This window comes from Thalassotalea litorea, assembly GCF_005843925.1.
GTDB lineage: Bacteria > Pseudomonadota > Gammaproteobacteria > Enterobacterales > Alteromonadaceae > Thalassotalea_A > Thalassotalea_A litorea_A.
Window position 1 is genome coordinate 104,957 of record NZ_VCBC01000012.1, and the last position, 22,698, is coordinate 127,654.

Sequence of the window (22,698 nt, forward strand, 5' to 3'; positions counted from 1 at the left end):
GAATCAAGGACCGAATTCTTGTCGTTTTGAGACGCGCTGTCTATTGCTGTTGTTGTCAAATTCAATCCTATTACTCAAACGGCAAAGGGTCACCTTCGCCGTGGCGAAGAATTTTCGGGTAATCGTCGGTTAAATCCACCACTGTTGTCGGTTTTTCCCCGAGATATCCACCGTTTAAGATTAAATCTACGTGTTTCTCTAAGTTATCACGGATCAGTTCCGGATCAAATTCGGTACTGTCATTTCCCGGTAAAATCAAACTGGTCGACATCAATGGCTCACCGAGTTCTTCAAGCAGCGCCATGGCAATTTGGTTTTCAGGAATGCGGATGCCGATGGTTTTCTTTTTGTCGTTTAATAATCGTCGCGGCACGTCTTTCGTGCCTTTGAAAATAAACGTGTATTTGCCTGGGGTATTATTTTTTAACAACCGAAAATAGGCGTTATCGACTCGGGCATACGTGGCCAGCTCCGATAAATCTCGACACAACAAGGTAAAATTATGTTGTTTATCAATATCGCGAATTCGGCAAATTCGATCCAATGCAGGCTTATCGCCAATATGACAGCCTAAGGCATATCCCGAGTCGGTGGGATACACGATCACAGCGCCTTGATGGATCATTTCACAAGCCTGCTTGATTAAACGGGGCTGTGGGTTGTCGGGGTGCATATAAAAAAACTGGCTCATACGGAATTCCTTCTACTTTTCACTAAGCGGCTACAACATAGTCTGGCTGTCATTACGTCCATTGTTGCCAAACAACCGAGGTATCTTCAGGGACGGTTAAATTGCGTCCTAAGTCACTCCAACGGTTAGGGTAATGAAAATCCGACCCTACCGAGGCAAGTAATTCATAGTCTTTACAAAATGCGAACAGCATTTGTTGCTGCTGCGGGTTCATTTGTGGTGATGCCACTTCGATTGCCTGACCATTTACCGCTTTAAAATCGAGGATCAAACGGCGCAGCCATTTGGTCGATAAACCATATTTCATGGGATGGGCGATAACCGAGATACCGTCAGCATTTCGAATGGCCGCGACCGCTTGTTCTATATCGACCCAACCCGGTTTTACATAAGCACGTTTGCCTTTGCCTAAATATTTGTCAAAGGCCTTTTGCATGGCACTAACATGCCCTTGATTTAACATAACTTTTGCAAAATGCGCACGAGTAATACTGCCATCACCGGCAAGTTTTTTTGCCTCATCATAGACATCAATAAAACCGGCTTTTGCCAATCTTTCACCGATTTGGCTTGCCCTGTGTTCCCGAGTATTTTGTTGCTGTTGCACCAAATCAACAATCGCCGGATGATTTTCATCAAAATTTAAACCAACGATATGGATTTCGAACCCTTCCCAGCTTGTGGAAATTTCAATGCCGCTAATCAGGCGTATCGGTAAAGATTGCTCGGCAATGTAAGCTTTGGCAATCGGTACCGCGGCGACCGTGTCATGATCGGTAATGGCAAGCTGATCGATTTGATAGGTGCTGGCCCGCTCGATTAATTCGTGAACCGTTAAGTGACCGTCGGAGCATTGAGTATGGGAGTGCAAGTCCACTCTCAGGGGTTTACGTGAGTGCTCGGATTGTGCCGGGGAATCGCTTTTCTGCAAACGCGGATTCTCCGAAATCGAATGGCCTTCAGCACTTTTTTTCACGAGTTTTTACTCCAGAGGTTGACTTGAGGCGTATTTTGCTGTTTTCTATACAAAGAATTTAACATTTTACGTGGAAACAATCTGTAATGGTACAGGCAAAGCAAGCAATTACTATGATTATTTGGTGGTGGCATGACTCAACATAGTGGGTTATGAGGCTTTGCGCATTCGCGAAAAATTACTTGAAACCCGCTTAACTGGCGGGTTTTTTCGTTTTTAAGCATATAAAACAATTAGTTATAAATAATAATGAATTATCATCAATACACATTTACCACCCAAGTACAGACTGAAATACTGACGGGCGCCTATCAACAGGATCCTTTGTCGCTGTTTGCTCACCTGACCACCGATAAACAGCATTGTTTATTATTGGAATCAGCGGAAATATCCGACAAACGCCAACTCAAAAGTATTTTGTTAGTCGATTCCAGCATCAAAATTGAATGCCACGGCCATCGCGTTGACTTGTATGCGCTAAATAATGATGGTGATGCATTGCTGAAAAAGTTAAAAACATACTTTGTCACACCGCAATTTCACCAACAAATCCAGGTGACAGATTCGCACGACAGTGCCAAAGTGCCAGAACGAACTGTCAGTCAATGCCATTTATTTTTTGCACAACCTGATAGCCAATTGGATGAGGCATCGCGCTTACTGGCCTTAAATCCGTTTGAAGTGCTACGAACGTTACAAAATATGGCCCCAAACAGCGTCAGTCCTTATGCGACATTTTTAGGGGGAGCATTTGCGTTTGACCTTATCGGTGTCAGTGAGCAGTTACCTGAGGTACAAGACAGTGCCAATCAATGTCCTGATTACGTATTTTATCTGGCCCAGTCTTTAGTGCTGATCGATCATCAGCAGCAAACCACAGAGTTTATCAGTAATAGTTTTAGTGCCGAACAAGATAGTCAGGTGAAACAAGGGTTAATCGACCTACACAAGCAATGCCAGCTATTAGCTGATAATGCCAATAAAAATACAGGCATACATGATGGCAAAAGTAACAACATGGACTTTGACCAATCCACACCTGCAAACTTGCCGGTTGATGTAAATGTCAGTGACAATGAGTTTTGCCAGCAAGTCGATACCTTAAAAGAGCATATTCGTGCCGGCGACATATTTCAGGTGGTACCGTCGCGAACGTTTTCGATTCATTGCCCGGATACGGTTCAGGCATATCGACAGCTGAAGAAAACCAACCCTAGCCCTTATATGTTTTACCTCAAAGACGAGTGCTTCGAGTTATTTGGTGCATCACCGGAATCGGCATTGAAATTTACCGCCGCCAATCGCCAGGTTGAACTTTATCCAATTGCCGGTACTCGTGGTCGGGGATTTAAGAATGATGGCAGCTATAGTACTGACCTCGATGGTCGCATTGAGTTAGAGCTACGAAATGATATCAAGGAAAAAGCTGAGCACTTAATGCTCGTCGATCTGGCTCGCAATGATATTGCTCGGGTGAGCGTCGGAGGCACCCGACATGTGGCCGAATTATTAAAGGTGGATCGCTATTCTCATGTCATGCACCTCGTATCTCGGGTGGTGGGAACATTACAAAATGAATTAGATGCCCTACATGCCTATCAGGCGTGTATGAATATGGGCACGTTATCCGGAGCACCAAAAGTTCGGGCGACGGAGCTTATTCGTCAATTTGAAGGGCAACGACGGGGCAGTTATGGTGGCGCCGTTGGCTATCTCAATGCTGATGGTGATATGGATACATGTATCGTCATTCGCTCGGCATTTGTGCAAGATAATACGGCATATATTCAAGCCGGTGCTGGGGTCGTTTACGATTCCGATCCACAGGCAGAAGCCGATGAGACCAGACAAAAAGCACAAGCGGTGATCAAAGCCATTCAACTTGCGTATCGCCAAACAAGCACAAATGCCAAGGAGGCGGTGTAATGCAATCGGTAAAATTATATATGTTAGATAATCTCGATTCATTTACCTATAACCTGGTCGATGAATTTAAAACCCTTGGCTTTGCACCGGTAATTTATCGCAATACGGTTAGCGCCGATTATATATACCAAACAATGCTCGCAGAAACGGATCCGGTGATCCTGGTGGTTTCACCAGGTCCCGGCTCTCCGTCCCAAGCCGGTTGTTTGATGGACTTACTGAATTTGTGCTGCGGTAAATTTCCGATCCTTGGTATCTGCTTAGGGCATCAAGCCTTAGTTGAGCATTATGGTGGTAAAGTCGACCGTGCCGGAGAAATTGTTCACGGCAAGGCATCGCTTATCAGCCATCAACAGCAAGGACCATTTGTCAATTTACCCAATCCATTACCTGTGGCTCGTTACCATTCCCTGATTGCAACAAAAATGCCGCAAACTTTGCAGGTTATCGCCGACTATCAGGGTATGGCGATGGCAATAGAGCAACACCAGGATAGAGTCATTGGTTTTCAATTTCACCCAGAATCGCTATTAACATCCAAGGGCAGTCAGTTACTTGAACAAAGCTTTCAATATTTACTTGCTGACGCACACTTTCCAAATTTACCCAGCAATCCAATGCATGATTAAGGAACAAGGATACGTACCATGTCTCAGATACTCGAACAATTAATCGCCGGTGATGATCTTAGCATCGCTCAATCTGAACAGTTTTTTAGCCAAGTTGTGAACGGTGATGTGCCCGGTGAACTTCTCGCCAGTGTATTAACCGCCTTAAAAATGAAACACGAAAGTGCCGATGAAATTGCCGGAGCCGCTATTGCAATACGTGATGCTGCAATGCCATTCCCATTAAAACAAGCGGATTTGGTCGATTGCGTCGGAACCGGCGGTGATGGTGCGCATACCATCAATATTTCCACCACATCAGCCATAGTTGCTGCAGCCTGTGGCTTAAAAGTCGCCAAACATGGTAACCGCAGTGTCTCCAGTAAATCTGGCTCGGCGGACTTGCTCGAAGCCTTTGGTGTGAATCTGCATATGTCCCCTGAAACGGCGGCAAAATGCATTGAGCAATCGAACTTGTGCTTTTTGTTTGCGCCGCAATATCACAGTGGTTTTCGCCACGCCGTCCCAGTCCGAAAGGCCATGGGCGTCAGAACCTTATTTAATATTCTTGGTCCATTAGTCAATCCTGCCAGCCCAAGCATTATGTTGCTGGGTGTGTATAGTCCGGATTTATTAAAACCGATGGCAAGCGCGCTACAAAAAACGGGCGTGAAACGCGCCTGGGTTGTGCATGGTAGTGGCCTTGATGAAGTGGCCATCCATGGTGAAACACAAGTTATTGAAATCGATGGTGATCGTTTGACCGAGAAAGTGGTTTCTCCCTCTTCTTTTGGCTTAAACCAATATGCGCTAAGTGACATCACCGGCGGTGAGCCTCAAGAAAATGCCAAATTTACGCAAGCGATTTTAGCGGGCACAGGCAAAGATGCGCACCGTGACGCGGTCGTGATCAATACCGCCGCCCTACTTTATCTCGCCGGTAAGGCCAATAATTTAAAGGATGCGGCACAACAGGTTTTATCGGTACTGGATTCCGGTGCGGCAGTTAACACCTTAAACGCGATAGTGGAGATCAGTCGTGGCTAATATTTTACAAACCATTGTTGAAGATAAACGCATTGAAATAGAAACTCGCAAACAGGAGTTTCCCCTATCGCTTTTTATCGATGAGTTAACCCCGAGCACAAAAGATTTTTATGGGGCGCTGAACCAAGACAACGCGGGATTTATTCTCGAATGTAAGAAAGCGTCCCCTTCAAAGGGATTGATACGGGACGATTTTAATGTCGCCGAAATTGCCGATATCTACCAAAATTACGCGGCAGTTATTTCCGTGCTAACCGATAAAAAGTACTTTCAGGGAACATTTGAATACTTACAAGAGGTTACCAGCCGAGTGACCTGTCCGGTGTTAAACAAAGACTTTTTCATCGATGAATATCAAATATACCTTGCTAGATACTACGGTGCGGATGGCGTGCTATTAATGCTGAGTGTGCTTAATGACGAGGAATATATTACCTTGAGCGAGCTTGCTCACTCTTTGAATCTCGGGGTTCTAACGGAAGTCTCTAATGTTGTAGAGACTGAGCGCGCCATACGTTTAAACGCTCGCCTTATCGGTATTAATAATCGTAATTTAAGAGATCTCAGTACTGATATTAACCGTACCTTAGAATTAGCGCCGATGATCCCAAAAGATCGCCTGATTATTAGCGAGTCAGGGATTTATCATAACCACCAAGTTCGGGAAATTGCCCCCGCGGTACATGGTTTTTTAGTGGGCAGCTCCATCATGGCACAAGTCGATATTGATCTGGCCTGTCGTACGTTAATTTTTGGTCATCATAAAGTCTGCGGATTAACCCGAAGTGAAGATGCGATAAACGTTGCCAAAGCTGGCGGCATTTATGGGGGACTCATATTTGTTGAAAAATCTCCTCGTTGCGTCACTAAAGACACAGCCAAAACCATTGTCGATTATGTTGCCAGAAGTAATGTCTCTTTGCAGTTTGTCGGAGTATTTGCCGATCATAATATTGCCGACGTCATTGCAATCGCGGAAGATTTAGGACTTAGTGCGGTTCAGCTACATGGTAATGAGGATGCGCAATTTATTAAACAGTTAAAACAGCAATTGCCATCAAGCTGTCTGGTGATCCAGGCGAAAAAAGTGATTGATTGTGTGCCTGAGTTAACCGAACCAAGTGATTTTTTTCTGCTCGATAATGCGCAAGGTGGTAGTGGTGAAACATTTGATTGGCAACTCATCGAGCAAAGCGATGTGTTGTTTCAAAACTGCTTTCTCGCAGGTGGTTTAGCGCCTGATAATATTGACCAGGCTCTGGCATTAGTCGATAGCCAGGAATTTTATGGTCTGGATATGAATTCCGGACTCGAGCAGGCTCCAGGAATTAAATCTGCGCAAAAGATTGCACAGGCATTTTCTAAAATTCGAACCTATTGAGTTTAAAATCGAATAACATAAGGCATTAAAGGCGAGTCATGAATAAGACAGAGACACAATACAATGACGCATATTTTGGCCAGTTTGGTGGCATGTACGTCAGTGAATTACTGGTACCGGCACTCGAACAGCTGGATCAGGCATTTAAAAATTCCCAACAAGATACTGAATTTCAACAAGAGTTTGAAAAGTTACTGACGAGCTATGCAGGTCGTCCCACTCCTTTGACATTATGTCGAAACCTGGTCTCGAACCCTCTGGCAAAAGTGTATTTAAAACGTGAAGATTTGCTTCACGGAGGCGCCCATAAAACCAATCAGGTTTTAGGACAAGCGCTGCTAGCAAAGCGGATGGGAAAGACCGAGATCATCGCCGAAACAGGAGCGGGTCAACATGGTGTTGCCACTGCCCTAGCCTGTGCATTGCTTGGGTTAAAATGTCGGGTTTATATGGGGAAAGTGGATTGTGAACGTCAGCAGCCGAATGTGTTTCGAATGAAGCTAATGGGCGCTGAAGTGATCCCGGTGACGGCCGGCAGTGGCACTTTAAAAGATGCGGTAAACGAAGCCTTGCGTGACTGGTCAGCAAATTACGATAACGCCCATTATTTACTCGGCACTGCGGCGGGTCCTCACCCGTTTCCGACCATAGTGCGTGAATTTCAAAAAATGATCGGTATTGAGGCAAAACAGCAAGTGCTTGACGAGCAAGGGCGCCTCCCCGATGTCGTTGTCGCTTGCGTTGGCGGTGGATCCAATGCAATCGGTATGTTTACGGATTTTATTAATGAACCTGAGGTGAAATTGGTCGGTGTAGAAGCGGGTGGTAAAGGCGTTGATACCGACAGTCATGGCGCTACTTTAGTCGCAGGTAGTAAAGGGATGCTGCATGGCGCATACACCTATATTATGCAGGATAAGTTTGGACAAATCGAAGAGTCCTATTCGGTTTCAGCGGGTCTCGACTACCCTGGAGTCGGCCCACAACATGCATTTTTAAAAGAAACAGGTAGGGCTGAATATGTGCCGATTAACGATGATGAAGCCTTAGAGGCGTTTCAGTTATTAGCGCAAAAAGAAGGAATTATCCCGGCGCTGGAATCTTCTCACGCCTTGGCACACGCTTTGAAAATTGCTGACAGCGCCACTGAAGAAACCGTGATTCTGGTAAATCTATCCGGTCGCGGCGACAAAGATTTACAGCATGTTTATGACATATTACAAGGCGATAACTACCGGGAGAACCATTCATGAGCCAGGCAGGGTTTAGATACAATCAGTGCTTTGAACAATTAGCGCAACGCAACGAAGGCGCCTTTATTCCTTTTGTCACCATTGGCGATCCCTGTGCAGAACAATCGTTTTCAATCATCAAAACATTAATTGATGCCGGTGCAGATGCACTCGAGCTTGGGATCCCATTTTCGGATCCAAGCGCTGATGGATTAACCATTCAAATGGCGGCAAATCGTGCATTAGAGGCGAACATTGATACCGATGTTTGTTTTGAAATCTTGGCGAAAGTACGCGCATATTCTCCCCAAACACCAATCGGGTTGTTACTGTATGCGAACCTGGTATTTGCTTACGGGATAGATGCATTTTATCAAAAACTGGCAGAAATTGGGGTCGATTCAATTTTGCTTGCAGATGTGCCAATTCGAGAAAGCAAACCCTTTGTCGAAACGGCAGAAAAACATGGTATCGCGCAAATCTTTATTGCCCCACCAAATGCCGATGAAGCGACTTTGCAACAAGTGGCTGAGCTGAGTAAAGGTTATACCTATGTATTAAGCCGCGCTGGGGTAACCGGTACTGAAGTTGCAGTGGCCATGCCTTCTGACCAGTTATTAAACAGGCTAGCCAAGTATGGCGCGCCAGCACCCGTGTTAGGGTTTGGCATCTCCACCGCGGAGCATGTGAAAGACGCGATAGTTAGCGGTGCAAAAGGCGCGATTAGTGGTAGCGCCACGGTAAAAATTATTGAAGAAAACTTGCATCAACCGGATATTATGCTGACAAAACTTGCAGAGTTCGTGGGACGTTTAAAACAGGCGACGCTAAAATAACCGACGGATTTTCACAAAAATTGCGATACCCGGACAGCAGATTTTTTCCTGACCGGTTATCGCCCAATTAACCAACATTACGGAGAAGCTATGAGTATTGGCTCCCTACTGATCATTATTGCCATACTTGGCTTTATTGTTGGCGGCGTGTATTTTTTATTTAAATCGGCCCGCAAATTTAATCTTAGCGACGAACAGAAACAGCGTATTGACGAGCGTAATAAAGCCTTAGATAAAGAAGAACAAGCCGAACAAGAAGATTGATCCCAGCCTCGTTGTCTGGGTTTTTGCTCACTTAAAATACCGTAAATCGACACAAGTTCTCACCGTAACCGTATCCTCCCTCTCCTTACCTTTTCTGTTGAAATGCTATTCCCCCCTATAACCGGCTTGATAATAATCAATAATCACAGCTCTGAATATTTTTCAGCTATCCTTTAAGCAACACAATATCTGTCCTTTCCAATTCATTGACTCAAAAAACTGAGTCATTAAATTGGCTATAAAAGTTCGGGTAATCAGTTTTCATAAAGAGAGGTTTATGATGGAAACACAAAGCTTAATACTATTTCTCATTATTGGTGGTGTCGCAGGTTGGTTGGCTGGATTGCTGATGAAAGGCGGTGGATTCGGCCTGATCGGTAATATCATTGTGGGTATTATCGGCGCTGTTATCGGTGGATATGTGTTTGGATTACTGGGAATTTCCGCTGGTGGCATACTTGGTTCAATCATCACCGCCACTGTCGGCGCGGCGATATTATTATTTATCGTCAAATTAATTAAGGGTTAGATCCGCAGCATTCAACCTTCACGAATTCTTTTACCCTTTATACTCACATTGACAGCCAGATTGCCTTGTCATATCAATGCAAGGCATTTGGTTGGCGTGCCTTTGAGACAAATCGACGTGCATGAAAAAAAGTCGAGATACCCTAGTGTCGTTGTCATTAATTGCGATAGATTGTTTGAATTAAATGAAACCCAAACTGAGTTTTTACCGGGCCGTGAATTTTCAACACTTCCTTTTTAAATACCACATCATCAAACGCTTTAACCATTTGTCCTTTACGAAATTCACCTAAATCACCGCCACGCTTTCCCGATGGACAGGTAGAATATTTTTTCGCGAGCTGACCAAAATCTTCCCCTTGTTCCAGACGTTTTTTCAATTTATCTGCCAGGAATTTATCAGACACTAAAATGTGTCTGGCGCTTGCCGTTGCCATTACCACTCTCCACAACCAAATTTCGTACCTCAATTCTAATCAATGATTTCGATTTTGCCTAACAATAACTCCACCACTTCGACAATTGTAACTGATTAGACCATCATCAATTCACTTCACTTAAATCTTTCTTTTTCTTACAATAGCTCAACCGTAAACCTATTCAGAGACTTCATATGAGCGATATCGATCATCTATTTGAGCAAAATAAACAATGGGCACAAAAGATCACCAGTGACCAACCCGAGTTTTTTGACCAGTTATCAAAACAGCAAACACCTGAATATTTGTGGATTGGCTGCTCGGATTCGCGCGTTCCCGCCAATCAGCTATTAGGTTTACCCCCCGGAGAAATTTTTGTTCATCGCAATATCGCCAATGTGGTTGTCCATACCGACTTAAATTGCCTGTCAGTCATTCAATACGCGGTTGAAGTGTTGAAAGTAAAACATATCTTCGTATGTGGTCATTATGGTTGTGGCGGTGTCGCAGCATCAATGACAGATGCTCAGCATGGCCTTATCGATAACTGGTTGCGTCATATCAAAGATGTGCAGCGCTTTAACAAGGACGAATTAGAACGCCTATCTGATCAGGAAAGATTCAACCGTTTATGTGAGCTAAACGTCATTGAACAGGTGAAAAATGTCGCTAACACGACGATGGTTCAAAATGCCTGGAATGACGATCAACCGGTTACAGTGCACGGTTTTATCTATGATATTCAAAATGGTATTTTGAAGAATCTTGAGGTGAGTGTAAGCGGTAATGAATAACGGGAATTTCTGCGAATGCGAGAACGTTCTGTTTAAATAAAACGTGAATTCACCCTAGTTAAAAAAAAGCACCAAGACAACAATCTTTGGTGCTTTTTTGGTTGGGAACAAGTCAATGGCTTTCAGGGAAAGCCAAACAGCAATTTATAGGGTACCGCGCTCCATTTGGTTCAGCTCAATGGATTCAAACAAGGCCTGGAAGTTACCTTCGCCAAAGCCAAAATCACCTTCACGTTGGATCATCTCAATAAAGATTGGGCCAAAAATATTCTTAGTGAAAATCTGCAATAAGTAGGTATTTTCTTTTTGGCTATCGACCAGAATTTGATGCTCTTGCACGCGCTTTTTATCTTCTTTGATCCATGGAATACGATCAAACACATCATCGTAATAGGAAGGAAGAATATTCAAGGTATCAATATTGTCGCGACCCAATTTATCTAAAGAGCCAACAAGATCTTTGGTAATAAACGCCAAATGCTGAACGCCTGGGCCATTATACTCATCCAGATATTCATCAATTTGATTGTTATTAGAGCCTTTACCTTCGTTAATTGGAATGCTGAAGTTGCCACACGGTGACTGTAATGCATAAGAAACCAAGGCTGACTTTTGGCCTTTGATGTCAAAATAACGTACTTCCTGGAAACCAAATACCTGTTTGTAAAAGTCTGCCCATTTTTGCATGGTTCCCTGATAAACGTTGTTGGTCATATGGTCAATCGCAAGGAAGCCTTTATCTTCAACCATATTGCGTTCGTCTTCAGGTAGCAATTCAAAGTCGTTTTGATAGATAGACCCTTTGTCACCCCAAACGTCGATGAAGTAAATTAAGCTATCACCAATTCCATAGATCGCCGGATAAGGAAGATCTTTGTTGGTAGCACCCGTTGCAGGTTTCGCACCACGACGTACTGCTTCTTCAAACGCGAATTGTGCATCTTGGACACGCCAGCCCATCGAACAAATCGCCGGACCGTGGGATTTCGCAAACTCACTCGAAAAGCCATTACGCTCATTGTTCATTAAAAAGTGAATATCGTTTTGGTTGTAATAAACGATATCTTTGCCTTTAAATTTGCGTACTTTTGAAAATCCAAACTCTTCAAAAACTTTGTCCATAAAATCTGTATCGGGTGTGGCATATTCTGTAAATTCGATACCACATAAACCGATCGGGTTTTTCACGTCTTTCATAATTCTTCTCGAAAACTTTCATTAACCTAATTATTAATCGAATCATGTCTGGGAAAAAGGCCGCTACGGCAGCAGCGATGGGCGGATCGTAAATCAATTTTTACAACATAAATGATTAACCATGCATCACCTTGCCGCCAGCGTTATACATGGGTTGCCTGCAAGCTGTAAGGATTTACTTACATAAAAACATCGCAATGGCAGTCGCGTCCAAATTATTGTTCCCGCAATGGAACACATCCACTAAAAATTTCCCCATCTTTCGTTCCAATCCAACGAATATATCGAAAACACAGTTAAGGTTTCGCTCAATTTTTCTTGAGACACCCATGACAATACGGGCCAATGATCAGCGAATAATTGGTGCTGACTTTAATTCGAAAAGAGGTGCCACTTATCCTTTTTTGTATTTGTGTCCCTATTTACCATGGGTGTCTTGATAAGCTCAATCTAACAACTAAACATGGGTGTCTTGATAAGCTCAAGCCAACGACTAAACATGGGTGTCTTGATAAGCTCAGTTCAACCGCTAAACATGGGTGTCTTGATAAGCTCAATCTAACGGCTAAACAAGGGTGTCTTGATAAGCTCAATCTAGCGGCTAATCATGGGTGTCTTGATAAGCTCAAGCCAACGGCTAAACATGGGTGTCTTGATAAGCTCAATCTAACGGCTAAACATGGGTGTCTTGATAAGCTCAATCTAACGGCTAAACATGGGTGTCTTGATAAGCTCAAGCCAACGGCTAAACATGGGTGTCTTGATAGTGTGGTTCGGGAAATTGCGGATATTGAAAAATATGCGTATCAATGAAAGACACAAAAAAGCCAGCACTATGGCTGGCTTTTAATTTTATCTCGCGTTAGCTGTATTAACGGCTTGGGCGATTTGTGCGTGGGCGACGTTGTTGAGCAACCACTGGCGCGTCAGAGACTGAAATATCCAACTCCTGACGACGTACACGAACTTTACGCAGTTGGTTGTACGCTTCTTTTGGCATGCCTTTTGGCAATTGCACGAAGCTGTGACGATCGTGTAAGTTGATTTGGCCGATATAGGCACTGTCCAAAGAGATTTCATTCGCTATTGCGCCAACGATATCACCTGGTTTCGCACCGTGCTCTTTACCAACTTCCAAACGATAGGTCTGCCAATCTACGTCAGAACGGTCTGCTTGACTGCGACGACGCTCTGGACGTTCACCACGGTTACGGTCACCGCGATCACCACGTTCACTTCGCTCGCCACGACCACGACGCTCATTGCGATCACGATCTCGGCCTCGACTTTCACGATCTGCGCGTTCACGACGTGGTTTCGGATCTTCTTTTGGCTGGAACGGCTGCTTAAGCTGAGCATTATACAATAACGCTGCTGCGAGCTGTTCTACAGTCAATTCAGATTCTTCAGACATTTTTTGCATGATTTCAGCCATTTTATCAAGCTCAACATTTGCAACAGTTGTCGCTAAAGCCTGACGTGCACGTTCGATTCGACGCTGGCCAATCTCTTGAATACTCGGTAGTTCAAACGTATTGATGGTGCCCGATGTTGCACGCTCATAATGACGTAAGTTATACATCTCACGAGGTCTTACAAAAGAAATCGCAGTACCTTCACGACCCGCACGACCAGTACGACCGATTCGGTGAACGTAGGATTCGCTATCACCAGGCAAGTCGTAGTTAAGAACTAAATCAATGCGTGGAATATCCAACCCACGAGCAACAACATCAGTGGCGATCATGATAGAGATCTTACCATTTTTTAATTGTTCAACAGTGCGTTCACGTTGCGCCTGGTTCATATCACCGTTAAGTGCAGCACAAGGGTAGCCTAGACGCTCCAGTTGCTCAGCCACGGTAACGGTATCGTTACGAGTACGTACGAAAATCAATAAAGCGTCGTAGTCATAAGTTTCAACAATACGCTCGATTGCTGTGTTCTTATTGATGCCGGTAACTTTCCAGGCTAATTGAGTAATGTTCGCTTTTTCTTTCTTTTGTGCCGCAATTTTTACATGCTCTGGCTCTGTCAAAAAGCGATTAGCGACTTTACGAATCGCTGCTGGCATGGTTGCTGAAAACAATGCCATTTGTGTTTCTTTTGGTAAGTGATCAAGGATCCACTCGATATCTTCTAAAAAGCCCATATTAAGCATTTCATCGGCTTCATCCAAAGCACAGAAAGAGATATCACCTAATTTCAGGGTCTTACGACGCAAATGGTCCATTAAGCGACCAGGCGTACCCACAACAACCTGGGCACCTTTTTCTAGCTGTGATAATTGTGGGCCGTAAGATTGACCACCATATAAGGTTGCGATGCGCAATCCACGCATATTCGCTGCAAAACCTTCTAACGCTTCTGCAACCTGGATCGCTAGCTCACGAGTCGGCGCAAGCACCAACATTTGCGGTTTGCGAATATTTACATCGATGTTGGCAAGCGCAGGCAAACCAAAGGCAGCTGTTTTACCAGTACCGGTTTGTGCTTCACCTAACACATCTTTACCAGCCATCAGTGGGCCGATTGTTTTTTCCTGAATTGGAGTCGGTTGTGAAAAACCAAGTTTTTCAAGTGAGGATAGAATAAATTCAGGCAAGCCAAGGGCTTCAAAGCCGTTATCGGCATTGATAATATCAGTCATTAAATTGTCTTCTCAGTAGGCAGGTAAACCTGCAATAAAAAAAGAGGAAACCACCGGAAGACTTATGGCACGTAAAAGAGCATTTTTTGAATTTATGCTCGGCAAGTCAGTTGGCGGAAAAACCCCATTCCCAATCCTGGCCATGGCTTTAATTTATAAAGCTGGCATAACCCGATATAATCGAGCACAGGAATAATCAAGGCGCGAATCATACCGAGTTAAGAATTAAATGCAAGAAAAACCGAACAAAAATCACTCATTATTCGGCCATATTTACATTTGTGCAAACATTACTTCAGCTTTGCGCGTCCGATAGTATTGCTATCGGTTCCAAACCAAACCGTATCGTCGGCTTTATGGTAGTACATATAACGAATCGTTCCGCCACCGCTTGCTACCGTAACGGAATCGACAAAGGATTCGCTTTCTATATCAAAAACCCGAAGTTGATTTGGGCTAATTCCAGTAACGGCTAACCAAATACGCTGTTGACTATCAATGGCGGAACCATATAAATTCGCGTCGTCTTTTTCGGGTAACAACCACTGACTAAAGCGTTGTGATTTGGGCTGATAACGTCCCAGGTAACCCGATTCGTGATCTAAATACCAAACCTGATCTTGCGCATCGATTTCTAACCGCCGCGGACGCTGCTGTTCCTGCGGTAAGCTGTAAAGGGAAAACTGCAAACTCTCTGCATCTACCCGTGCCAAAATATTGGTACCGAATAATACAATCCAAGGTTGATTATTGGAATCGATTTTGATCCCATACGGTCTCGATTCAGGTAGAGGGGAATCAACAAGGTCAACCTTGCGATCATTAACATTAAGTCGCCCGACTTTATTACCCCACTGAGCAGTAAACCAAATATTATTGTCGGTATCAAATACCAGAGTGTGAGGATCAATCGGATTTTTGCTTGGCATCTCAATCCGTTCAATGTCGCCACTCGTCGGGTCTAATCGGCCTATATGACTGTTGCGATTTCCGGCATACCAAATAAAGTCATCGTTATCGATAATCAGATTATGAGGATAGGTTCCATTGGGTAATTCAAACTGTTTAAATTTACCGGTTTTCGGATCAAGAGAGGCGATATAGTTTCCAACCTGACCACAAAACCACACCACGCCTTTACTATCCACGGCAGGATCCCGTGGACGCGTGTCTGGCCAGGGTACCGTCCATTCTTTAATTTCGATGTTGCTTTTGCCTTTGGTCTCGGCTTTATTCTCATGAGTCTGTTGTGGTGTTGACTCAAACGCGAGAAGTGGCAGGGATAAAATATATAAGCAAGCAATCGTCAGTAAAACCTTGCTTGATATCGTCGCTAACCTATTCATATTAAAACGCTTATCATTAATCAGTTACGATAAATAATAGCCAATCGAGTTTGATAAAACGAATTTGCAGCGACATTAAAAAACCGGAGGCTCTTTACAGAGGCTCCGGTTTCAAGACATAAACGAGTGGAACTCAATGCCAGTTATTAGCTACCGATATTGAATCCACCTTTAACGCCGGTAACATTTAAACCACCGGAGCCGGCTTCAGTAATGGTTAATCCCCCTGCGTCTTTCACCGTGATACTGCCGGAACCGTCATGGATCGTCACTTCACCAACGACCTCTTCGATTAGCAACTCACCAGAACCATCATCAACGTTTACATCACCGCCAACACGGCTGAGGGTCAACGAACCAGAACCATCATTGACAATAACATCACCGCTAACTTGAGTAATCGTCAATGAACCTGAGCCATCATCCACATCAACTTTCCCCTGAATGCGAGCAATATCCATGGAGCCGGATCCATCTTCGATATCGAGATCACCATTGATGTCGGTAATCGACATTTCACCGGAGCCATCATCTACCGTTAATTTAATATGCTTGGGTACCGTGACCTGGACGTTAATATGTGGAGAGTCACCGTTCCAGAAACCGCTGGTACTGCCGTGCTCTGCCACTAAAACCGCAGTATCACCATCTTGTTCCAGAGTGAAGGTATAGTCTTTGTCTTCGGTGGTGTGAATCTCCGCCTTAACCTGAATTTCTGTCGCCCCTTCAAGACCGACAATATTAAGCGAGCCAGCACCGGCACTAATGTCTAAATGGGCAATATTTGCCGATGAGATGGCTAATTGTTCATTAATTTCCACGTCTGCCGAGGCAGCACCAACGTGAATGATGCAACCTGATAACAATAAGCTAGACGTTAAAACTGCGGCAATTGTGTTAAATTTCATATCCCTGGACCTGTTCTGTTATTTGTAATGATATTAACTAAATATGAGAGAAAATTTTAGTCATGATTAGCAATTGTGAGCTGCTCTGCATATTTAATCTTCTCAGGGGATTATTCAATTACCGGGCCAAAAACACTAACCCATTGAATTGATAGGAAATTACACAAAAGCACAATCATTCAAATGAATCCATGCTTTAGGAAAGTAGTGAGATAGTTAAATTTATTAACGTTTTTACAATTTATTCGTCAAAAAAGCTAATTAAAACCGTTGACTAGCCTCATTGAATATAATCGTGACTTGTTCCGATTGAAAAATCAGTTGGCTGGCTAAAATATCTGGAAATAAACCAAGCGCCACAATAATCACGGTTAACATCCCCATAACCGTGGCATGGGAAACCGTAAAGTTTCCCACTTTATCGATGGGTGTTTGCGATGTTGTTTCCAGCGGTTTTGCCAGGATACAAAAAATAATGCTTAAGTAATAATACAGTGCGATGCCACTACCGATTATCAGTGCCGAAATAGCTCCCCAAAGCTGATTTTCGATTGCCACGGTGAATAAATAGAATTTTCCAATGAAACCTGCGGTCAGCGGGATCCCGGCCAATGACAACAATGCCAGAATTAAGCAACTACCTTGCAACGGACGCTGCCAAATCAACCCTTGCCATCCGCGCCAATCATCGTTATCCGTAATTGCGTGCGCCTTGGAACGACCGGACAGATAAATCATGATCACAAGAGTGGCAATGATATAAACCAAGATATAAAAAACACCGGATTTTAACGCCCAGGCAACGGATTGCTGTGATTGTATTGCTAATACGATAATCAGATAGCCCATGTGAGCAATTGACGAATACGCTAAAAGCCGTTTAATGTTTTGCTGAGTTAAAGCAAGAAGATTACCGACCAGCATCGATGCAATCGCGATACAAACTAACAAGAACTGCATTGAATCCTGGTTAAAAATTGCTGAAACTAGCCAGAACTTCACAAAGATGGCAAACATCGCCGCCTTTGAAACCGTGGCCAACATCAAGGTTACTGGCATTGGCGCGCCTTGATACACATCCGGTGTCCAGGTATGAAATGGCACCAAGGATAATTTGAAACAAAAACCAACCATGATCAGCACTAACCCGGCCTGGCCAAGCAATTGTAAATCTTGCTGCTGAGGTACCTGATAAGCCAGGCTCATGTCCCCCGTAGCACCGTATACGAAAGCCATGCCCAGTAACATGATTGACGAGGCGGTTGCACTCAAGATTAAATATTTAAACCCCGCTTCAAGCGTATGTTCACGCAAATGCAGATACCCAATCATGCCAACTAAAGACAAAGACAGAAGCTCAAACCCTAGAAATATCGCCGCAAAATGATTGGATAACACCAAAATATTGGCGCCAAGAACCGCAAGAAGTAACAAAACATAATACTCGTCGTGACACTCGACAGCCGAGCGTAAATAACCATAACTGACCCATACTGCGACTAAGCTGCAGGATAAGATCAGCACATTAATGGTTAATGAAAATACATCCACATATAGTAAAGGCGTCACTGCAAGATTGACATTGGTCATGGCTGGGTAATGGGCGAACAGGGCGAGTAAAATCGCACTAACGGTAAAAAATGCAATGCTATGTTGCGAACGCTTAAATGCGATTAACAATAGCTGCATAACAATGGCAAGCGAGAGGAGTAGTTGTGGGGCAATGGCAATAAATTGTTCGACGATCATAGCTTGCCTCCAATTAACTGGGCATCTGCAACACTTGGGTAAATTGAATCAAAGTGCATTAGCAGAGCTTGAGGAAAGAGTCCGAGGTAAAGCAGCAACCCAAACAGCAAACTGCAAAGTAGCCACTCATGGGCGCGTAAATCCGGGATTTTTACGTTTTCCTGGGGTTTACCTTGAAAGCTTTGTTGAAACAAATACATGCCGTAGATGGCGGAACCAATCATCGCGGTGGCGGCAAAAGCGGTGGCAATCGGATGATGGGTAAACGTCCCCGTTAACGTCATAAACTCCCCGACAAAATTTAATAAGCCCGGCATACCAAACGCGCCGGCAACAAAGGCCAAAAGCATCCCGCCCATGCGTGGCGCACTGGCGAAGAGACCGCCCATTTTCTTGAGATCCCGAGTATGCAGCCTTTGATATAACATGCCGGCCATCGCAAACAGTGCGGCACTGCTTAAACCATGTGCCACCAAGGTGACGATCGCGCCATGGTAAGCAATCGGAGAAAATGAAAATAACGCCAAGGTAATAAAGCCCATATGACTGATGGACGAGTAGGCCACCAATCGTTTAAAGTCGGTTTGCGCAAATGCCATAACGGCACCGTAGACTATCGAAATAACCCCAAGGGCAATTGCCACCGGTGCAAAATGCGTTGCCGCTTGTTCGAACAAAGGCAAGACAAAGCGCATTAAGCCGTATGCTCCGGTTTTTAACAGAACACCGGCGAGTAACACTGAACCGGCTGTGGGTGCCTGAGTGTGCGCATCGGGCAGCCAGGTATGGAAAGGAAAGGACGGGAGTTTCACCGCAAAGGCAACAAAAAAACCTAACATCAACCAATACTGCAACGGCATTGCGATATTGAGTTGTTGCCAGTCAAAGTAGTTAAAACTGATGTCGCCAAATTGTTGTTGGTAGATAAAAGCCATGACGATAATGGCGACTAACATCAGTAAACTAGAAACCTGGGTAAAGATAAAAAACTTAATTGCCGCATATCGTCTGTTCTCATGGCCCCATATCGCGATCAATGCCGTCATGGGCAACAGCATCACTTCCCAGAAGAAAAAGAACAAAAACAAATCGGCCGCAGCAAATACACCGACAATTCCCGCTAACGCCGCTAATAAATTGAAGTAATAGAAATTTTGATATTGGCTGATTTCACTCACCGAAACCAAAATGCACACCAGCGCCAATATCAACGTCAGCGCCACTAAAATAAAACTTAAACTGTCAATAAACGTGGCGTATTCAATCCCCAGGCTGGAGATCCATGGAACAGAGACTAATGGCATTGCCTGATGAAACAAATCATGATGATTACTGGCAAAGTGTGCCAATAGCGCAAAACTAATTAGCACGCCAATGGCGGCAATATAAGGCAAAGTGCGCGCAAACCTTTTACCAACCAGTAACGCGATAAACGCACTAACCATTAAAACGGCAATAATATTGGTGAAAATCATAGGATGACTCCCAATAACAATAATGCGGTGCCGAGCCCAAGAGTCGCCGCATACCAGCGTAATCGTCCACTTTGTGCGGCTTTCATGGCACTGTGCCAGGTAAAGGTGTTCCAGCTAATCAGCTGCACCAGTAAATCAATCACATCTTTTCGATTAATGTTTGCTAGCCAGACAAACGGCTTAACAACTAAGGCGTTATAGGTCGAATCAAAACCAAGTCCGTTATGACTAAACCGATACACACTGCTTGTACCCGGCACAGCGGGCGAAGACTCGGTTTTGGGGAAGTACAATAGATATGCTACACCGATACCAAGCAATGGCGCGATAATCGCGACGGTATGCAACCAGGCAGGTCCATGTTGACTGGCAACGGGCGCACTGAACACCTGCTCTAAGTGAGTGGGAATATAGCCACCACCAAGTGCCAACAATGCCAGAATGACCAGCGGCAGGACAATTAGCCCATGGCGCTGAGGAAGTAATTCATGCTCTGCTCGATATGGCCCAAAAAAGGTGATAAATACCAGGCGAAAACTGTAGACGCTGGTAATAAATGCGCCGACAACCGCTAACCACCAGAATACTGGGCCTGCGGTTTTTGATTGCCATAGTTCGGCAATGATCGCTTCTTTAGAAACAAATCCTGATGTACCTGGAAACGCGATCAGAGCCGCGATACCGATTAAAAACAAAATCGATATCAGGGGCATTCGTTTTAATAACCCCCCCATTTTAAAAATATTTTGTTGATGATGCACCGCCAGAATTATTGCGCCAGCACCAAGGAATAATAATGCTTTGAAAAAGGCATGGGTCATAAGGTGAGTGACCGCGGCGACATTGGCACCAGCCCCTAGCCCAAGCATCATGTAACCGATTTGGCTCATGGTGGAATATGCCAGTACTCGCTTAATATCTTCCTGAGCTAGCGCGGCAATGCCAGCGATTAACAAGGTTAGGCAACCAACCCAGGCGACCAGATTGAGGATTTCCGGAGCCAGTAGATATACACCTTGCATACGGGCGATTAAATAGACTCCGGCGGTGACCATCGTTGCCGCGTGAATTAAAGCGCTAACCGGCGTCGGACCTGCCATAGCATCGGGTAACCAGGTATGTAAGGGCAGTTGAGCAGATTTACCTACCGCGCCACCAAGCAATAATAAGGCAATCCACCAAGCCGCTTCGTCGCTTAGTGGCGAGGTTTGCTGTTGTGCCAATATCTCCTGAATGTTTAGCGTATTGGTTTCCATAAATAAATAAAACAAACCTAACGCCAACAGCGTGTCGCCAATTCGCGTGACAATAAATGCCTTTCGCGCGGCAATGGCATTGTCAGGGTCTTTATACCAAAACCCGATTAACAAGAAGCTGCATAACCCCACGCCTTCCCAGCCCAGATACAATAGAACCAGATTTTCGGCCAGCACCAGAAGCAGCATTGCACAGATAAACAGATTCATATAAGCCATAAAACGGCTGTAGTTTTCATCGTCGCGCATATACGCGGCGGCAAAACCATGGATCAAAAACCCCACCCCGCTTACCACCGCGATCATCACTGCAGTAAGCTGGTCCACGTAAAACGCAAAGCGAACCTCATGCTCACCGAGCATAAACCAGGTCCATAAGGATTGGGTCAGGCCTTCGCCACTACTAGCACTTACATTTAACGATTGGATCACCACAATGCTGGCGATAAAGCTCAAGCCTATTCCGGTTAGTGCAACAGCAGTGGCAATATGCCAACTCAGACGTTTGGATAAAACAATCAGGACCAGAAAGCTAAAGAGTGGAAAAAAAGGTAATAAGGTCAGTGCGGTCATTATCAGCCCCTTAATTTCGACAGGCCATCAACATCGACATTATGCCGTTGATGCTGCATCCGAATTAACAGAGCTAAACCGATGGCAACTTCCGCGGCGGCAAGTGTCAGGATCAAAATAAACATGATTTGTCCATCAGCCTGTTGCCATAACGAACCTGCACCGACGAACGCCAGTCCCACCGCATTTAACATGACTTCTAAACTCATCAGCATAAATAGGGTATTGCGCCTTGCCAGAACGCCGATAAAACCAACGCAAAATAACAATGCGCTGATCAGGAACACGTGAGTGATTGCAATATCGATCATCGGTGCTCTCCCTGAGTGGAGTATTTGGCAAAGTGATAACCTGCAATAAGGCCTGCCAACAGTAAAAACGATGCGATCTCAACCGCTAGGAGATAGGGTCCATATAAGGCAATGCCCACTTGTTTCGCGCCGACGATGCCCGGCTCGATCCCTTTGTCAAACGTGCCATTTAGCAGAATATAGGTCAGTAATATGGCCAAGGTAAACGTAAGAGCAACCGGCCCTAACCAGGTCGCGCTCCAGGACTGTTGGAATACGGCGGGCTGCCTGTCTCCTTGCAGATCAAACATCATCACCGCAAAGACAAACAGAACTAAAATGGCTCCGGCATAGACAATCACTTCAAGGCCGGCAGCAAAAGGAGCGCCGAGCAGATAGAAACACATCGCGACGGCGAGCAATGATACCACCAGATAGAGCAATGCATGAATGGCATTCTCACCGGTTACGACTTTCACACTGGCAACAAAAGCAATGGCAGCGGCGAAGTAAAAAATCCATTCCAGAGTCATAAACTCACTCCTGTCGTTT

General features: G+C 44.6%; 23 protein-coding genes. 11 read left to right on the forward strand and 12 right to left on the reverse strand.

Going from position 1 to position 22,698, the window contains the following annotated elements; translation table 11 throughout:
• Nucleotides 1-70: 70 nt before the first annotated feature.
• Complete coding sequence (locus tag FE810_RS12730; RefSeq protein WP_138320447.1) at nt 71-691, reverse strand: L-threonylcarbamoyladenylate synthase; 621 nt, start codon at nt 689-691, stop codon at nt 71-73.
• Nucleotides 692-743: 52 nt separating this feature from the next.
• Nucleotides 744-1,574 (reverse strand): PHP domain-containing protein, encoded by an 831-nt coding sequence (locus FE810_RS12735; protein ID WP_171022361.1) that lies wholly within the window; start codon nt 1,572-1,574, stop codon nt 744-746.
• Between the two features lie 342 nt (nt 1,575-1,916).
• Here FE810_RS12735 and FE810_RS12740 point away from each other — a divergent pair, with 342 nt between their 5' ends.
• The 8 genes from FE810_RS12740 to FE810_RS12775 all read left to right on the forward strand — a co-directional run bounded on the left by FE810_RS12740 (nt 1,917) and on the right by FE810_RS12775 (nt 9,490).
• Nucleotides 1,917-3,593 carry an anthranilate synthase component 1 gene (locus FE810_RS12740; protein ID WP_138320448.1) on the forward strand — a complete coding sequence of 559 codons (1,677 nt, stop codon included), beginning with the start codon at nt 1,917-1,919 and terminating at the stop codon, nt 3,591-3,593.
• A complete protein-coding gene (locus FE810_RS12745; RefSeq protein WP_138320449.1) occupies nt 3,593-4,222 on the forward strand; it encodes an aminodeoxychorismate/anthranilate synthase component II in 630 nt (209 codons plus the stop codon). Before FE810_RS12740 ends, FE810_RS12745 begins: the two co-directional genes overlap by 1 nt.
• An 18-nt stretch (nt 4,223-4,240) precedes the next feature.
• The gene (gene trpD, locus FE810_RS12750; RefSeq protein ID WP_138320450.1) at nt 4,241-5,248 is read left to right on the forward strand and encodes an anthranilate phosphoribosyltransferase; all 1,008 of its coding nucleotides are present in this window, start codon (nt 4,241-4,243) and stop codon (nt 5,246-5,248) included.
• Nucleotides 5,241-6,629, forward strand: coding sequence for a bifunctional indole-3-glycerol-phosphate synthase TrpC/phosphoribosylanthranilate isomerase TrpF (gene trpCF / locus FE810_RS12755; RefSeq protein ID WP_138320451.1), 1,389 nt, complete (start codon nt 5,241-5,243; stop codon nt 6,627-6,629). The genes trpD and trpCF overlap by 8 nt, the downstream gene beginning before the upstream one ends.
• Nucleotides 6,630-6,667: 38 nt before the next feature.
• Nucleotides 6,668-7,882 carry a tryptophan synthase subunit beta gene (gene trpB / locus FE810_RS12760; RefSeq protein WP_138320452.1) on the forward strand — a complete coding sequence of 405 codons (1,215 nt, stop codon included), beginning with the start codon at nt 6,668-6,670 and terminating at the stop codon, nt 7,880-7,882.
• Nucleotides 7,879-8,697, forward strand: coding sequence for a tryptophan synthase subunit alpha (gene trpA / locus FE810_RS12765; protein WP_138320453.1), 819 nt, complete (start codon nt 7,879-7,881; stop codon nt 8,695-8,697). The genes trpB and trpA overlap by 4 nt, the downstream gene beginning before the upstream one ends.
• A gap of 90 nt (nt 8,698-8,787) precedes the next feature.
• Complete coding sequence (locus FE810_RS12770; protein ID WP_138320454.1) at nt 8,788-8,961, forward strand: DUF2897 family protein; 174 nt, start codon at nt 8,788-8,790, stop codon at nt 8,959-8,961.
• A 277-nt stretch (nt 8,962-9,238) separates the two neighbouring features.
• Nucleotides 9,239-9,490: a GlsB/YeaQ/YmgE family stress response membrane protein gene (locus FE810_RS12775; protein ID WP_246037054.1), complete on the forward strand. Its 252-nt coding sequence runs from the start codon at nt 9,239-9,241 to the stop codon at nt 9,488-9,490.
• Between the two features lie 157 nt (nt 9,491-9,647).
• On the opposite strand, the gene FE810_RS12780 is transcribed toward FE810_RS12775, so the two are convergent.
• On the reverse strand, nt 9,648-9,926 hold the full coding sequence (locus tag FE810_RS12780) for a peptidylprolyl isomerase (protein WP_138320455.1): 279 nt from the start codon (nt 9,924-9,926) through the stop codon (nt 9,648-9,650).
• 176 nt (nt 9,927-10,102) lie between these two features.
• Here FE810_RS12780 and can point away from each other — a divergent pair, with 176 nt between their 5' ends.
• Nucleotides 10,103-10,702 (forward strand): carbonate dehydratase, encoded by a 600-nt coding sequence (gene can, locus FE810_RS12785; protein WP_138320456.1) that lies wholly within the window; start codon nt 10,103-10,105, stop codon nt 10,700-10,702.
• Between the two features lie 144 nt (nt 10,703-10,846).
• Here can and hppD read toward each other — a convergent pair whose 3' ends face one another.
• Complete coding sequence (gene hppD / locus FE810_RS12790) at nt 10,847-11,899, reverse strand: 4-hydroxyphenylpyruvate dioxygenase (protein ID WP_138320457.1); 1,053 nt, start codon at nt 11,897-11,899, stop codon at nt 10,847-10,849.
• A 387-nt stretch (nt 11,900-12,286) separates the two neighbouring features.
• Here hppD and FE810_RS12795 point away from each other — a divergent pair, with 387 nt between their 5' ends.
• Nucleotides 12,287-12,712 (forward strand): hypothetical protein, encoded by a 426-nt coding sequence (locus FE810_RS12795; protein WP_138320458.1) that lies wholly within the window; start codon nt 12,287-12,289, stop codon nt 12,710-12,712.
• 58 nt (nt 12,713-12,770) lie between these two features.
• Here FE810_RS12795 and FE810_RS12800 read toward each other — a convergent pair whose 3' ends face one another.
• The gene (locus tag FE810_RS12800; protein WP_138320459.1) at nt 12,771-14,549 is read right to left on the reverse strand and encodes a DEAD/DEAH box helicase; all 1,779 of its coding nucleotides are present in this window, start codon (nt 14,547-14,549) and stop codon (nt 12,771-12,773) included.
• A gap of 64 nt (nt 14,550-14,613) precedes the next feature.
• Here FE810_RS12800 and FE810_RS17270 point away from each other — a divergent pair, with 64 nt between their 5' ends.
• The gene (locus FE810_RS17270; RefSeq protein WP_281278333.1) at nt 14,614-14,745 is read left to right on the forward strand and encodes a hypothetical protein; all 132 of its coding nucleotides are present in this window, start codon (nt 14,614-14,616) and stop codon (nt 14,743-14,745) included.
• 94 nt (nt 14,746-14,839) lie between these two features.
• Here the strand turns inward: FE810_RS17270 and FE810_RS12805 are convergent, their stop codons facing one another.
• From FE810_RS12805 to nuoJ, 7 genes are all read right to left on the reverse strand, one after another.
• A complete protein-coding gene (locus FE810_RS12805; protein ID WP_138320460.1) occupies nt 14,840-15,895 on the reverse strand; it encodes a Vgb family protein in 1,056 nt (351 codons plus the stop codon).
• A gap of 146 nt (nt 15,896-16,041) precedes the next feature.
• Nucleotides 16,042-16,803, reverse strand: coding sequence for a DUF4097 family beta strand repeat-containing protein (locus FE810_RS12810; RefSeq protein ID WP_138320461.1), 762 nt, complete (start codon nt 16,801-16,803; stop codon nt 16,042-16,044).
• A 261-nt stretch (nt 16,804-17,064) separates the two neighbouring features.
• Nucleotides 17,065-18,552: an NADH-quinone oxidoreductase subunit N gene (locus tag FE810_RS12815; protein ID WP_138320462.1), complete on the reverse strand. Its 1,488-nt coding sequence runs from the start codon at nt 18,550-18,552 to the stop codon at nt 17,065-17,067.
• Nucleotides 18,549-20,027 carry a complex I subunit 4 family protein gene (locus tag FE810_RS12820; RefSeq protein ID WP_138320463.1) on the reverse strand — a complete coding sequence of 493 codons (1,479 nt, stop codon included), beginning with the start codon at nt 20,025-20,027 and terminating at the stop codon, nt 18,549-18,551. Before FE810_RS12820 ends, FE810_RS12815 begins: the two co-directional genes overlap by 4 nt.
• Nucleotides 20,024-21,856 carry an NADH-quinone oxidoreductase subunit L gene (nuoL, locus tag FE810_RS12825; RefSeq protein WP_212744514.1) on the reverse strand — a complete coding sequence of 611 codons (1,833 nt, stop codon included), beginning with the start codon at nt 21,854-21,856 and terminating at the stop codon, nt 20,024-20,026. The genes FE810_RS12820 and nuoL overlap by 4 nt, the downstream gene beginning before the upstream one ends.
• A gap of 2 nt (nt 21,857-21,858) precedes the next feature.
• Entirely contained in the window at nt 21,859-22,167 is a 309-nt protein-coding gene (gene nuoK / locus FE810_RS12830; RefSeq protein WP_138320465.1) for an NADH-quinone oxidoreductase subunit NuoK, read from the reverse strand.
• The gene (gene nuoJ, locus FE810_RS12835) at nt 22,164-22,679 is read right to left on the reverse strand and encodes an NADH-quinone oxidoreductase subunit J (RefSeq protein ID WP_212744515.1); all 516 of its coding nucleotides are present in this window, start codon (nt 22,677-22,679) and stop codon (nt 22,164-22,166) included. The genes nuoK and nuoJ overlap by 4 nt, the downstream gene beginning before the upstream one ends.
• Nucleotides 22,680-22,698 lie beyond the last annotated feature (19 nt).